This is a genomic window from Reyranella sp., assembly GCF_965229815.1.
Lineage (GTDB): Bacteria > Pseudomonadota > Alphaproteobacteria > Reyranellales > Reyranellaceae > Reyranella.
The window spans coordinates 2,202,403-2,215,376 of record NZ_CBDDJN010000006.1 but is presented as its reverse complement, the minus strand read 5'-3'; the positions used below and the strand labels follow the sequence as shown (position 1 = coordinate 2,215,376).

Genomic DNA, 12,974 nt, shown 5'->3' with positions numbered 1-12,974 from the left:
CACCATGCTGCAACCCAAGCGCACCAAGTACCGCAAGGCCTTCAAGGGCCGTATCCACGGCGTGGCCAAGGGCGGTTTCAACCTCGACTTCGGCGCCTATGGCCTGAAGGCGATGGAGCCCGACCGGCTGACCGCGCGCCAGATCGAGGCGGCCCGCCGCGCCATCACGCGTCACATGAAGCGTGCCGGCCGCGTCTGGATCCGCGTGTTCCCGGACGTGCCGGTGTCGAAGAAGCCCCTCGAGGTCCGCATGGGCTCGGGCAAGGGCGCCCCGGAATTCTGGGCCGCCCGGGTCAAGCCCGGCCGCGTCCTGTTCGAGCTCGACGGCGTGCCGGCGAACATCGCGCGCGAGGCGTTGGCGCTTGCCGCCGCCAAACTGCCGATCAAGACCCGCTTCGTCGCCCGCGTCGGCGCCTGAGGCTGAAGGAGAGAGCCATGAAGGCCACCGATCTGCGCCCCAAGACCCAGGACCAGCTCAAGGAAGAGCTCGGCAACCTGCGCAAGGAAGCGTTCAACCTGCGTTTTCAGAAGGCCGGCGGACAGCTCGGCAAGACCGCCCGCGTGCGCCAGGTGCGCCGCGATATCGCCCGCATCAAGACGGTGCTGGGCGAAAAGGCCGCTGGTTAAGGAGTCATCGATGCCGAAGCGAATTCTCGAGGGCGTCGTGGTCAGCGACAAGATGGACAAGACCGTGGTGGTGAAGGTCGAGCGTCGTGTCCAGCACCCGATCTACAAGAAGTTCATCCGCCGCTCCAAGAAGTACCACGCCCACGACGAGACCAATGCCTACAAGGGCAAGATCGGCGAGAACGTGCGCATTCGCGAGTGTCGCCCCTTGTCCAAGACCAAGAGCTGGGAAGTTCTGGTCGAAGGCGCCAAGGCCTAGGACGGAGCCCCGACAATGATCCAGATGCGGACCAATCTCGAGGTCGCCGACAATTCCGGCGCGCGCCGCGTCCAGTGCATCAAGGTGCTGGGCGGTTCGCGGCGCAAGTACGCCAGCGTCGGTGACGTCATCGTGGTGTCGGTCAAGGACGCCATCCCGCGCGGTCGCGTGAAGAAGGGCGAGGTGCACCGCGCCGTCGTCGTGCGCACCTCGTTCGCCGTGCGCCGCCCGGACGGCAGCGCCATCCGCTTCGACCGCAACGCCGCCGTGCTGCTCAGCAAGCAGGACGAGCCGATCGGCACGCGCATCTTCGGACCGGTGACGCGCGAACTGCGCGCCAAGAAGTTCATGAAGATCATCTCGCTCGCCCCGGAGGTCCTCTAAGGAGCCGCCATGACCAACAAGCTCAAGATCAGGAAGGGCGACCGGGTGAAGGTCATTTCCGGCCGCAGCAAGGGCAAGGTGGGCGACGTGTTGCGTGTCATGCCGACCGAGCAGCGCGTCGTGGTGTCGGGCGTGAACGTCATCAAGCGCCACACCAAGCCCAGCCGGACCGATTCCGGCGGCATCATCGAACGGGAGGCCGCGATCCACGTGTCGAACGTGGCCCTGCTCGATCCCAAGTCGGACAAGCCGACCAAGATCGGGTTCAAGTTCCTGGAAGACGGCCGCAAGGTGCGCTTCGCGCGCGCTTCCGGCGAAACAATCGACCGCTAGGAGAACGGGCCATGCCCGCGCGACTGCAAGAACACTACGCCAAGACCGTGCGCGAAGCGCTCACCAAGGAGTTCTCCTACCAGAACGCCTTCGAGGTGCCGCGCCTCGACAAGATCGTCATCAACATGGGCGTCGGCGAGGCGGTCAACGACCGCAAGGCCGTCGAGGGCGCCGCGGCCGAGCTCGCGGCCATCACCGGCCAGAAGCCGGTGATCACCAAGTCGCGCAAGTCGATCGCCAGCTTCAAGCTGCGCGAGGGCATGGCGATCGGTGCCAAGGTCACGCTGCGGCGCGACCGCATGTACGAGTTCGTCGATCGCCTGGTGAACATCGCCCTGCCGCGCGTCCGCGACTTCCGCGGGCTCAACGGCAAGTCGTTCGACGGCAACGGCAACTACGCCATGGGGCTCAAGGAGCAGATCGTGTTCCCGGAGATCGACTACGACAAGGTCGACCAGGTGCGCGGCATGGACATCATCATCTGCACGACGGCGAAGTCTGACGCGGAAGCCAAGGCGCTCCTCCGCGGTTTCGACTTCCCGTTCGTGAACTGAGGCCGGAGAGGCATATGGCCAAGACGAGTTCTGTCGAGAAGAACAAGCGGCGCACCAAGATGGTGAAGCAGTACGCCGCCAAGCGCGCGAAGCTCAAGTCGGACGCGGTGGACGACAAGCTGACGCCTGAGGAGCGCTTCTCGGCGCGCCTCAAGCTCGCCAAGCTGCCGCGCAACTCCTCGGCGACGCGCATCCGGAACCGGTGCGAGCTCACGGGCCGCCCGCGTGCCGTCTATCGCAAGTTCAAGCTGTCGCGCCTGGCGCTGCGTCAGCTGGCGTCGCTGGGTGCCCTGCCCGGCGTCGTGAAGTCGAGCTGGTAACGGGGGACCGTAGACCATGGCGATGACAGATCCTGTCGGTGATTTGCTGACCCGCATCCGCAACGGCCAGGCCGCACGCCTCGACAGCGTGACCGTGCCGGCCTCGCGACTGCGGTCCAACGTGCTCGACGTGCTCCAGCGCGAAGGCTACATCCGCGGCTGGTTCGAGGAAGAACTGCGCCCCGGCGTCAAGGAACTCCGCGTCGAGCTGAAGTACGACAACGGCCGTCCGGTCATCCGCGAGATCAAGCGCGTCTCGACCCCCGGCCGCCGCGTCTATTCCAAGATCCGCGAGCTGCCGCGCCACTTCAACGGGCTGGGCATCTCGATCCTGTCCACGCCGCGCGGCGTCATGTCCGACGCCGAGGCGCGCGCCGCCAACGTCGGCGGCGAAGTCATCTGCAAGGTGTTCTGACATGTCGCGAGTCGGCAAGCATCCGGTGATCATCCCCTCGGGGGTGACCGTCGATCTCAAGGGCCAGCACCTGAAGGCCAAGGGCAAGCGGGGCGAGCTGGAGTTCACCGTCCACGACGATGTCGAGGTGACGCGCGAAGGCGATGCGCTGAGCTTCAAGCCGCGCACCGAGAGCCGGCGTGCCCGCATGCAGTGGGGCACGGCGCGCAACCTGGCCAGCAACCTGGTCAAGGGCGTGTCGGACGGCTTCACCATCACCCTCGAGATCAACGGCGTCGGCTATCGCGCGCAGGCCGATGCCAAGAACCTGAAGCTGCAGCTCGGCTTCAGCCACGACGTCGAGATGCCGATCCCGGCCGGCATCCAGATCAAGGCGGTCAAGCCGACCGAGATCGAGATCACCGGCTCCGACCGCCAGCGGGTCGGCCAGCTTGCGGCCGAGATCCGCAGCCTGCGTCCGCCCGAACCCTACAAGGGCAAGGGCATCAAGTACTCGACCGAGACGATCCGGCGCAAGGAAGGCAAGAAGAAGTAGAGGCCGACCATGTCCAAGACAAACGCCCTTTTCGATCGCCGCCAGCGGCGCACGCGCTACGCGTTGCGCAAGGCCGGTGGCGGCCGCCCCCGGCTCAGCGTCTTCCGCTCGGGCAAGCACATCTATGCCCAGGTCATCGACGACCGGAAGGGCGCCACCCTGGCCTCCGCCTCGTCGATCGAGAAGGATCTCAAGGGCAAGCTCAAGACGGGTGCCGACAAGTCGGCGGCTGCCGAGGTCGGCAAGCTGATCGCCGAGCGCGCGCTTGCGGCCGGCGTCAAGGAGGTCGTGTTCGACCGCGGCGGCTACATCTTCCACGGCCGCGTCGAGGCGCTGGCCAATGCCGCCCGCGAGGGCGGCCTGTCGTTCTGAGGAGTTAGACCATGGCTCGTTCACCCGGTGGATCCGGCCGCGGCCCGCGCGATCGTGGACGCGACCGCGACCGCGACGAGGAAAACGAACTGACCGACAAGCTGGTCACCATCAACCGCGTGGCCAAGGTGGTGAAGGGCGGCCGGCGCTTCGCCTTCGCGGCGATCGTGGTGGTCGGCGACCAGCGCGGCCGTGTCGGTCACGGCGCGGGCAAGGCCCGCGAGGTGCCCGAGGCGATCCGCAAGGCGACGGAAGCGGCCAAGCGCGGCCTGATCCGGGTGCCGCTGCGCGACGGCCGCACGCTGCATCACGACGTGCGCGGCCGCTTCGGCGCCGGCAAGGTGACGCTGCGCGCCGCCCCGGCCGGTACCGGCATCATCGCCGGCGGTCCGATGCGCGCCGTGTTCGAGACGCTCGGCATCAAGGACATCGTCGCCAAGTCGGTCGGCACGTCCAACCCGCACAACATGATCAAGGCGACCTTCGCTGCCCTTCAGCTGCTGAACTCGCCGCGCATGGTGGCGACCCGCCGCGGCAAGAAGGTCGGCGAGCTGCTCGGCCGCCGCGACGAGACCGCCGCCGCGGAAGCGGCGGCCTAGGGAGCAGGGCCATGGCCGAAGGCAAGAAGATCAGGATCACCCAGACCGGCAGCCCGATCGGCCGCACGCAGGACCAGCGCGCGACCCTGATCGGTCTCGGCCTGAACAAGCGCCACCGCACCCGCGAGCTCGTGGACACGCCCGAGGTGCGCGGCATGATCAACAAGGTACGCCACCTGGTGCGTATCGAGGACGACCAGGCGGCCTGAGGAAGCGACGATGAAACTCAACGAGATCGCCGACAATCCGGGAGCCCGCAAGGCGCGCATGCGCGTCGGTCGCGGTATCGGCTCCGGCAAGGGCAAGACCTCGGGACGCGGCGTCAAGGGCCAGAAGTCCCGCACCGGCGTCGCCATCAAGGGCTTCGAGGGCGGCCAGATGCCGCTCTACCGCCGCATGCCCAAGCGCGGCTTCCGGCCGCCGCACCAGAAGTCGTGGCAGGTGGTGAACCTCGGCGCCCTGCAGAAGGCGATCGACGACAACCGCCTCGATGCCGGCAAGCCGATCGACGCCGCCGCGATGCAGGCGGCGGGTCTGTTCAAGCAGACCCTCGACGGCGTCCGCCTGCTCGGCAAGGGCGAGATCAAGACCAAGATCGAAGTGAAGGTCGCGGGCGCCTCGGCGTCGGCGATCGCCGCGGTCGAGAAGGCCGGCGGCAAGGTCGAGCTGCCGCCCAAGCCCGTGGCCGAGGCGGCCTGAGCCCGACGGCGTCGTGGGGGGCGGCCCGCCCCCTTTGTGTCGTTGTCGTTCACGCGTGAGGATCCATGGCATCCGCCGCCGAGCAACTTGCATCCAACCTGAACTGGGGCGCGATCGGTAAGGCTACCGAGCTGAAGAAGCGCCTGTGGTTCACCGTGGGCGCGCTGGTGGTCTTCCGCATCGGAGCCTACATCCCGGTGCCTGGCGTCGATCCCCATGCCCTGGCCGAGATCTTCGCGCAGAACGCCGGCGGGATCGCCGGTCTCCTGGACGTGTTTTCGGGCGGCTCGATCGGCCGCATGTCGGTGCTGGCGCTCAGCATCATGCCGTACATCTCGGCCTCCATCATCATGCAGATCCTGACGACGGTCGTGCCGTCGCTCGAGGCGCTGAAGAAGGAGGGCGAGGCCGGCCGCAAGAAGATCAACCAGTACACGCGCTACGGCACGGTGATCCTGGCGGCCTTCCAGGCCTACGGCATCGCCGTCGGTCTCGAGGGGCAGACCGCCTCGGCGGGGCCGGTGGTGATCGACCCCGGCCTGTTCTTCCGCTTCGTGACCGTGGTCACCCTGGTCGGCGGCACGCTGTTCCTGATGTGGCTCGGCGAGCAGATCACCGCGCGCGGCGTGGGCAACGGCGTCTCCCTCATCATCTTCGCCGGCATCGTGGCGGCGCTGCCCAGCGCCCTGATCCAGACCCTCGAGCTCGGCCGGACCGGCGCCCTGTCGGCCCTGTTCATCATCGCGATGGCGATCGGCGTGATCGCGGTGGTCGCGGTGGTCGTGTTCATGGAGACCGCCCAGCGGCGCATCGTGGTCCAGTACCCCAAACGCCAGGTCGGCAACCGCATGTACGGCGGCGAGGCCTCGCACCTCCCGCTCAAGATCAACACCGCCGGCGTCATCCCGCCGATCTTCGCCTCCTCGCTGCTGCTGTTCCCCGCCACCATCGCCTCGTTCCAGGGCGCGGCCGGCGAGCCCGGCTGGATGCAGTGGATGGCCACCTACCTGGGCCACGGCCAGCCCCTCTACCTGCTGGCCTACATCGCCCTGATCGTCTTCTTCTGCTTCTTCTACACGACGATCGTCTTCAACCCGACGGAGACGGCCGACAACCTGAAGAAGAACGGCGGCTTCGTGCCCGGCATCCGCCCGGGCAAGAACACCGCCGAGTACCTCGAATACATCCTGAACCGCCTGACCGTGATCGGCGCGCTGTACCTGTCGGCGGTCTGCATCCTGCCGGAGCTGCTGATCGCCCGTGGCGGCGTGCCGTTCTACTTCGGCGGCACCAGCCTGCTGATCGTGGTCTCGGTGACGCTCGACACGGTGACCCAGGTGCAGGCGCACCTGCTGGCGCATCAATACGAGGGCCTCATCCGAAAGGCCCGGCTGAGGGGCAGGGGCCGGTAGACGGGCGATGAACATCATTCTTCTGGGACCGCCGGGGGCGGGCAAGGGCACCCAGGCGCAGCGCCTGCAGGCCGACCGCGGCATGGTCCAGCTGTCGACCGGCGACATGCTGCGTGCCGCCGTGGCCTCGGGCAGCGAGCTCGGCCAGACGGCCAAGGGCATCATGGAGCGGGGCGAACTGGTCCCCGACGCCCTGATGGTCGGCCTGATCCAGGACCGGATCGCCCAGCCGGATGCCGCCAAGGGCTTCATCCTGGACGGTTTCCCGCGCACCGAGGCCCAGGCCCAGGCGCTCGACCAGATGCTGACCCGGACCGGCAAGAAGCTCGACCGGGTCATCGAGATGGAGGTCGACGAGAAGGCCCTGACCGAACGCGTCGTCGGCCGATTCACCTGCGCCAAGTGCGGCACCGGCTACCACGAGAAGTTCAAGCGCCCCAAGGTCGAGGGGGTCTGCGACGTCTGCGGCTCGCGGGAGTTCACCCGCCGCAAGGACGACAATGCCGAGACGATGAAGACCCGCATGGCCGCCTACCGGGCCCAGACCGAGCCGCTGCTGCCCTACTACGGCGCACGGGGCGTGCTGAGGAAGGTCGACGGCATGGCGGCGATGGACGAGGTTTACCGTCAAATCTCCGGGGTTTTGGAGGGGACTTGACAAGTTGGAGTTCCGTTGACTCGGGCGCGCGCATCCCTATAATCGCGCGCTTTTCCGGGGCCAGCGGATCGTTCTACGGGCGCGCGTCAGCGCGCCATAAGTCTTTGAAGGAGTTGGAACTTTGGCTCGTATAGCCGGCGTGAACATTCCCACCGCCAAGCGTGTGGTCGTGGGGCTGCAATACATCCACGGGATCGGCCATGCCAAGGCCCTCGAGATCCTGGGGAAAGTGGGGATCGATGAGTCGCGACGCGTGAACACGCTGACCGACGACGAGGTCATCCGCATCCGCGAGACCATCGACCGCGACTACACGGTCGAGGGCGATCTGCGCCGCGAGGTGGCGATGAACATCAAGCGATTGATGGACCTCGCCTGCTACCGCGGCCTGCGTCACCGCCGCGGGCTGCCGGTCCACGGACAGCGCACCCATACCAACGCCCGCACCCGCAAGGGTCCGGCGAAGCCGATCGCCGGCAAGAAGAAAGTCACGAAGTAAGCCGAGGGGAACCCGACCATGGCAAAGGCTGCAACTGCCGCGGGCGCCGCCTCCGGCGCGCGTCCGCGTCGCAAGGAACGCAAGAACATCATCGCCGGCGTCGCGCACGTGAACGCCTCGTTCAACAACACGATCGTCACGATCACCGACGCGCAGGGCAACACCATCGCCTGGTCGTCCTCGGGCCAGCAGGGCTTCAAGGGCTCGCGCAAGTCGACGCCCTTCGCCGCCCAGATGGCTGCCGAGAATGCCGGCCGCAAGGCGATGGAGCACGGCATGCGCACGCTGGAGATCGAGGTGCGCGGCCCGGGCTCCGGCCGCGAATCCGCGCTGCGCGCGCTGCAGGCGGTGGGCCTCGCGGTCACCACCATCCGCGACGTGACGCCGATCCCGCACAACGGCTGCCGCCCGCCCAAGCGTCGTCGAGTCTGATATCGGGCACGGCCGGCGCGGTCTTCCGCGCCGCCGCCCATGGGGAATGTTGTGGCGAGCTGCCGCCGGCTCGCCTGAACCAACCGGTCTAGAGAGGTAGCCCACGTGCTTCAGAAGAACTGGCAGGACCTGATCAAGCCGGAGAAGCTTGTCACCGAAGCCGGCGTCGATCCGGGTCGCACCGCGACCATCGTCGCCGAGCCGCTGGAGCGCGGCTTCGGTCTCACGCTCGGCAACGCGCTGCGCCGCGTGCTGCTCTCCTCGCTGCAGGGTGCCGCCGTCACGTCGATCAAGATCGACAACGTCCTGCACGAATTCTCGTCGATTCCCGGCGTCCGTGAGGACGTGGTGGACATCGTGCTGAACATCAAGGCCATGGCCGTGAAGATGCAGGGCGACCGCCCGCAGCGCCTGTACCTGCGCGCCGTCGGCCCCGGCGAGGTCACGGCCGGCATGATCGAGCTGCCCGGCGACGTCCAGATCATGGATCCCAAGCACCTGATCTGCACGCTCGACGACGGCGCCTCGATCTCGATGGAGCTCATGGTCGCCACGGGCAAGGGCTACATCCCGGCCTCGGCCAACCGTCCGGAAGACGCGCCGATCGGCCTGATCCCGATCGACTCGGTGTTCAGCCCGGTCAAGCGCGTCTCCTACAAGATCGAGAACAGCCGCGTCGGCCAGGTCACCGACTACGACAAGCTGTCGATGACGGTCGAGACCAACGGCACGACCCGTCCCGACGATGCGGTGGCGCTGGCCGCCCGCATCCTGCAGGACCAGCTCCAGATGTTCATCAACTTCGAGGAGCCGCGCGAGGTCCGCAAGGAGGAGGCGGAGGACACGTTCCCGTTCAACCGCAACCTGCTGCGCAAGGTCGACGAGCTCGAACTGTCGGTGCGTTCGGCCAACTGCCTGAAGAACGACAACATCATCTACATCGGCGATCTGGTGCAGAAGACCGAGGCGGAGATGCTGCGCACGCCGAACTTCGGCCGCAAGTCGCTGAACGAGATCAAGGAAGTCCTGGCCGGCATGGGCCTGCACCTCGGGATGGAGATCCCGGGTTGGCCGCCGGACAACATCGAAGAGATGGCCAAGCGGCTGGAAGAGCCGTACTAGGCCGGTGGGAAGGGATTAGGTCATGCGTCACGGAAATCGCGGTCGGAAGTTCCACCGCACGGCGGAGCATCGCAAGGCGATGTTCTCCAACCTCGCCGGTGCCCTCATCAAGCACGAGCAGATCACGACCACGCTGCACAAGGCGAAGGACCTGCGTCCGATCGTCGAGAAGCTGGTCACGCTCGGCAAGAAGGGCGGCCTGCATGCGCGCCGCCAGGCGATCGGCTACCTGCGCGATCCCTACATCGCCGACAAGCTGTTCACGACGCTGGGGCCGCGCTACTCCAAGCGGCCGGGCGGCTACCTGCGCGTCCTGAAGGCGGGCTTCCGCTTCGGCGACGCCGCGCCGATGGCTGTCATCGAGTTCGTCGAGCGCGACACCGCCGCCAAGGGCCAGGATTCGGGCCCGTCGGCGGAGCCGGTCGAGCAGCAGGAAGCGGCGTAGGCCTCTTTCGGCAGGAATTCGAGAACGCCCGGTCATCGACCGGGCGTTTTCCTTTTGGGGGAGGAGGAACGGGCGATGGGGCTGATCGTCAGGACGGCACTTCCGGCGGAGCGGGACGCGGTCGAGCACATCCTGCGATCGGCCTTCACGCCCTACATCCGCAATCTCGGCCGCGAGATCATGCCGAACCACTACGATTTCCTTGCCGACGCCATCGCGCGCGGCGACGTCTGGCTGGCAATCGACGGCGAGGAGATCGCGGGCGTCGCCGCCACGGCACGGCGCGAGACGGGCCTCTACATCGATCGTCTCGGCACCGCGCCCACGCGTCAGGGAACCGGGGTCGGCAGCTTTCTCCTCGAGCACCTGGAAGAGATCGCGCGTGCCGCCGACCTCGCAGAGATGTCTCTCGAGACGGCCGAGATGGCCGAAGGCAACATCCGCCTCTATCGCCGCCACGGGTTCGAGATCGTGCGCCGCGGCCTGCCTTCGCACGGCCTGGACGCCCATCCCCGCGTCTTCATGGTCAAGCCGCTCGACTAGCGGGCGCACCGCTGCCGCTCTTGCGGCTGTCGTCAAAGTCGTCATCCTGCGGCCCGCCACGCATCGGCGGCCGACCGGCACGCCAACCCTGAGGTGCCAGACCATGACCGATTCCCGGATCCCCTCCACGCCGCTCGCCGGCGACGAGCTGGCGGCTTACCGGGCCAAGGCAGGCCAGCCGGCCGTCACGGCGGCGACCACCCGTGACCGCGGCGTCGGCCCCTTCAAGCGCCTGGTGCTGCGCGGCGCCACGGTGATCGACGGCACCGGCGCCCCGCCGATCGGGCCGACCGACATCGTGATCGAGAGCAACCGGATCACCCTGATGAAGAAGGTGACGGGCAATCTCTCGACGGCCGCCAACAGGGTTCCGCCCGGCGATCACGAGATCGATTGCCGCGGCAAGTGGGTGACGCCCGGCTTCGTCGACTGCCACGCCCATGCCGGCGTCGCCTACCATGCAGCGAACGGCTGGGTGCCTCCGGTCGACTATGTCTACAAGCTCTGGCTGGCGCACGGCGTGACCACCGTTCGCGAGATGGGCTCGATGAACGGCCTGGGATGGATGCTCGACCAGAAGCGGCGTTCGGCCGAGAACACGATCGCGGCGCCGCGACTTCTGGCCTACGCCTACTTCCCGGCAGTCAACGACATGCTGAAGACGATCCACACGCCGGACCAGGGCCGTGTCTGGCTGCGCAGCCTCAAGGAGCGCGGCGCCGATGGCGTGAAGTTCTTCGGTGCGCCGCCGGCCATCATGGAGGCGGCGCTCGACGAATGCGGCAAGCTCGGCCTCCGCTCCGGGTGCCACCACGCGCAGATGGCGGTGACGCGCATGAATGCGCTGACGACCGCAAAGTGGGGCCTCACCAGCGCCGAGCACTATTACGGCCTGCCCGAGGCGCTGTTCGAGGATCGGATCGTCCAGCACTTCCCGCTCGACTACGATTACAACGACGAATATTTCCGCTTCTCCGTGTCCGGCCAGATGTTTCGACAGGGCGCCGAGCCGGGTTCGGCCAGGTGGAACGAGGTGCTGGAACGATTCCTCGAGATCGGCTTCACCTTCGTGCCGACCTTCACCATCTACGACGCCAACCGGGACCTGATGCGCGCGCGCCAGGCCGACTGGCACAAGGACTACACCTGGAAGTCGATGTGGAACTATTTCACGCCCCAGCGCGGCGGGCATGGTTCCTACTGGTACCGCTGGTCGACCACCAACGAGGTCGAGTGGAAGGAGAATTACCGGCTCTGGATGGCGTTCATCAACGACTACAAGAACCGCGGCGGCCGCGTCTGCACAGGCAGCGATTCCGGCTTCATCTACTCGATCTTCGGCTTCGGCTACGTGCGCGAGCTCGAGCTGCTGCAGGAGGCGGGCTTTCACCCGCTCGAGGTCGTCCGCTCCGCGACGTCGCAGGGCGCCGCCCTGTGTGGCCTTTCGGACGAGATCGGCACGCTCGAGGTCGGCAAGCTGGCAGACGTGCTGATCCACGACCACAATCCGCTCACCGACTTCAAGCTGCTCTACGGCACGGGCGCGATGCGCTTCGTCGACGCGACCAATTCCGTCGAATGGCATCGAGGCTTGAAGTACACGATCAAGGACGGAGTGATCTACGACACCGCCGAGCTGCTGGCCGACGTCCGCGAGCTGGTGAAGGCGAGCTGGGAGGAGGATGTGCCGGCCCGCTTTTCGGCGCAGCAGAGCAAGGCGGCCGAGTGACCGTCGCGCCGGGACCGGAATTCGTCGTCCTCACCGGCTTTCTGGGCTCGGGCAAGACGACCCTGCTGCGCGACTTCCTGGAAGGCCCCGAGGCTCACGACACCGCCATCATCGTGAACGAGGCGGGCGAGATCGGTCTCGACGGCCTGATCCTGCGGCAGGAAGGGGACGACACACCGATCGCCATGCTGTCCAACGGCTGCATCTGCTGCCAGGCGGGCAGCGACCTCGCTTTCACGATCGACCGGCTGCTGACGGCGGAACGGCCGGATGCCACGGGTCCGTTGTGCCGGATCGTGCTGGAGACCAGCGGCCTGTCGATGCCGAGCCCGGTGCTGCGCCAGCTGGCGAGCCTGGCGGCTCATCGCCTGCGCGTCTCGGTGCTCGCGACCTACGACGCCACACGCGGCCTGTCCGTGGCCGGATTCGAGGAGGCGGCGGCGCAATGGGCGGCGGCCCACCGCATCGTCGTCACCAAGGTCGATTCCGTATCGCCGGAGGGCCTGGCGCGCGCCGCGACGGAGATCGCCGGCGTCAATCCGATGGCGGAGATCGTGGCGACCGCCGATCGTGCCTGCGCGGTGTCGGCTGCCTTCGCGCCGCTCGGCAATGCCGCGCCGATTCCCGTGCCGCTGCCCGTCGCGGTCCAGGCGGAGCATCCCCGGGTCGGCGTGCGTCTGGCGCGCCCGACCGGCGTGCTCGCCTATGACGCCTTGGCGGCCTGGCTCGACAATCTCGCCGGTGCGCTGGGCGAGCGTCTGCTTCGGCTGAAGGGCCTGGTGCAGGTCGCCGGGATCGACCGTCCCGTGCTGGTGCAGAGCGTCGGCTCGGTTTTCTCGCCGCCTCGGCCGTTCGGCCCCTCTCGGGCGGAGACGCAGGCCTTCCTGGTGATCATCGCCCGCGACCTGCAGGCCGCCGAGCTGGAGGCCGTGGCGCCGGTCGGCCTGTTCGTGTTCTCGCCGTGGAGCGAAGCGGCGTCCGTGCCGCGGACGGCCGCGCTCGGTCGCCCGCTGGCCTGACGAGGACGCGGAGGAGAA

22 protein-coding genes are annotated in these 12,974 nt (G+C 67.5%); all 22 read left to right on the top strand.

The window, feature by feature from the left end:
- Window positions 1-4: 4 nt before the first annotated feature.
- The 22 genes from rplP (at window position 5) to ACO073_RS21760 (ending at window position 12,956) form a co-directional block, all read left to right on the top strand.
- The gene (gene rplP / locus ACO073_RS21865) at window positions 5-418 is read left to right on the top strand and encodes a 50S ribosomal protein L16 (RefSeq protein WP_422000269.1); all 414 of its coding nucleotides are present in this window, start codon (window positions 5-7) and stop codon (window positions 416-418) included.
- Window positions 419-435: 17 nt separating this feature from the next.
- On the top strand, window positions 436-627 hold the full coding sequence (gene rpmC / locus ACO073_RS21860) for a 50S ribosomal protein L29 (RefSeq protein ID WP_422000267.1): 192 nt from the start codon (window positions 436-438) through the stop codon (window positions 625-627).
- Window positions 628-637: 10 nt separating this feature from the next.
- Window positions 638-886, top strand: a complete 249-nt coding sequence (rpsQ, locus tag ACO073_RS21855; RefSeq protein WP_422000265.1) for a 30S ribosomal protein S17 — start codon at window positions 638-640, stop codon at window positions 884-886.
- Window positions 887-901: 15 nt separating this feature from the next.
- On the top strand, window positions 902-1,270 hold the full coding sequence (rplN, locus tag ACO073_RS21850) for a 50S ribosomal protein L14 (protein WP_422000263.1): 369 nt from the start codon (window positions 902-904) through the stop codon (window positions 1,268-1,270).
- A gap of 9 nt (window positions 1,271-1,279) precedes the next feature.
- Window positions 1,280-1,603, top strand: a complete 324-nt coding sequence (rplX, locus tag ACO073_RS21845; RefSeq protein WP_422000262.1) for a 50S ribosomal protein L24 — start codon at window positions 1,280-1,282, stop codon at window positions 1,601-1,603.
- An 11-nt stretch (window positions 1,604-1,614) separates the two neighbouring features.
- A complete protein-coding gene (rplE, locus tag ACO073_RS21840; RefSeq protein ID WP_422000260.1) occupies window positions 1,615-2,157 on the top strand; it encodes a 50S ribosomal protein L5 in 543 nt (180 codons plus the stop codon).
- A gap of 14 nt (window positions 2,158-2,171) precedes the next feature.
- Window positions 2,172-2,477, top strand: a complete 306-nt coding sequence (rpsN, locus tag ACO073_RS21835; protein WP_422000258.1) for a 30S ribosomal protein S14 — start codon at window positions 2,172-2,174, stop codon at window positions 2,475-2,477.
- Window positions 2,478-2,493: 16 nt separating this feature from the next.
- On the top strand, window positions 2,494-2,892 hold the full coding sequence (gene rpsH, locus ACO073_RS21830) for a 30S ribosomal protein S8 (protein ID WP_422000256.1): 399 nt from the start codon (window positions 2,494-2,496) through the stop codon (window positions 2,890-2,892).
- 1 nt (window position 2,893) lies between these two features.
- Window positions 2,894-3,427: a 50S ribosomal protein L6 gene (rplF, locus tag ACO073_RS21825; protein ID WP_422000255.1), complete on the top strand. Its 534-nt coding sequence runs from the start codon at window positions 2,894-2,896 to the stop codon at window positions 3,425-3,427.
- A gap of 9 nt (window positions 3,428-3,436) precedes the next feature.
- A complete protein-coding gene (gene rplR, locus ACO073_RS21820; RefSeq protein ID WP_422000254.1) occupies window positions 3,437-3,799 on the top strand; it encodes a 50S ribosomal protein L18 in 363 nt (120 codons plus the stop codon).
- Window positions 3,800-3,810: 11 nt separating this feature from the next.
- Entirely contained in the window at window positions 3,811-4,398 is a 588-nt protein-coding gene (gene rpsE / locus ACO073_RS21815) for a 30S ribosomal protein S5 (RefSeq protein ID WP_422000252.1), read from the top strand.
- Window positions 4,399-4,409: 11 nt separating this feature from the next.
- Entirely contained in the window at window positions 4,410-4,607 is a 198-nt protein-coding gene (gene rpmD / locus ACO073_RS21810) for a 50S ribosomal protein L30 (protein WP_422000251.1), read from the top strand.
- Between the two features lie 10 nt (window positions 4,608-4,617).
- Complete coding sequence (rplO, locus tag ACO073_RS21805; protein ID WP_422000249.1) at window positions 4,618-5,097, top strand: 50S ribosomal protein L15; 480 nt, start codon at window positions 4,618-4,620, stop codon at window positions 5,095-5,097.
- 65 nt (window positions 5,098-5,162) lie between these two features.
- A complete protein-coding gene (gene secY, locus ACO073_RS21800; protein WP_422000247.1) occupies window positions 5,163-6,509 on the top strand; it encodes a preprotein translocase subunit SecY in 1,347 nt (448 codons plus the stop codon).
- Between the two features lie 7 nt (window positions 6,510-6,516).
- Window positions 6,517-7,167: an adenylate kinase gene (locus ACO073_RS21795; protein WP_422000246.1), complete on the top strand. Its 651-nt coding sequence runs from the start codon at window positions 6,517-6,519 to the stop codon at window positions 7,165-7,167.
- A 121-nt stretch (window positions 7,168-7,288) separates the two neighbouring features.
- Window positions 7,289-7,666: a 30S ribosomal protein S13 gene (rpsM, locus tag ACO073_RS21790; RefSeq protein ID WP_422000244.1), complete on the top strand. Its 378-nt coding sequence runs from the start codon at window positions 7,289-7,291 to the stop codon at window positions 7,664-7,666.
- A gap of 18 nt (window positions 7,667-7,684) precedes the next feature.
- Window positions 7,685-8,098 carry a 30S ribosomal protein S11 gene (rpsK, locus tag ACO073_RS21785; protein WP_422000242.1) on the top strand — a complete coding sequence of 138 codons (414 nt, stop codon included), beginning with the start codon at window positions 7,685-7,687 and terminating at the stop codon, window positions 8,096-8,098.
- A 105-nt stretch (window positions 8,099-8,203) separates the two neighbouring features.
- Window positions 8,204-9,220, top strand: coding sequence for a DNA-directed RNA polymerase subunit alpha (locus ACO073_RS21780; protein ID WP_422000241.1), 1,017 nt, complete (start codon window positions 8,204-8,206; stop codon window positions 9,218-9,220).
- A 22-nt stretch (window positions 9,221-9,242) separates the two neighbouring features.
- On the top strand, window positions 9,243-9,665 hold the full coding sequence (gene rplQ, locus ACO073_RS21775; protein ID WP_422000239.1) for a 50S ribosomal protein L17: 423 nt from the start codon (window positions 9,243-9,245) through the stop codon (window positions 9,663-9,665).
- A gap of 75 nt (window positions 9,666-9,740) precedes the next feature.
- Entirely contained in the window at window positions 9,741-10,208 is a 468-nt protein-coding gene (locus ACO073_RS21770; RefSeq protein ID WP_422000237.1) for a GNAT family N-acetyltransferase, read from the top strand.
- A 103-nt stretch (window positions 10,209-10,311) separates the two neighbouring features.
- Window positions 10,312-11,937 carry an amidohydrolase family protein gene (locus ACO073_RS21765; RefSeq protein WP_422000235.1) on the top strand — a complete coding sequence of 542 codons (1,626 nt, stop codon included), beginning with the start codon at window positions 10,312-10,314 and terminating at the stop codon, window positions 11,935-11,937.
- Complete coding sequence (locus ACO073_RS21760; RefSeq protein ID WP_422000234.1) at window positions 11,934-12,956, top strand: CobW family GTP-binding protein; 1,023 nt, start codon at window positions 11,934-11,936, stop codon at window positions 12,954-12,956. Before ACO073_RS21765 ends, ACO073_RS21760 begins: the two co-directional genes overlap by 4 nt.
- The last annotated feature ends 18 nt before the right edge of the window (window positions 12,957-12,974 follow it).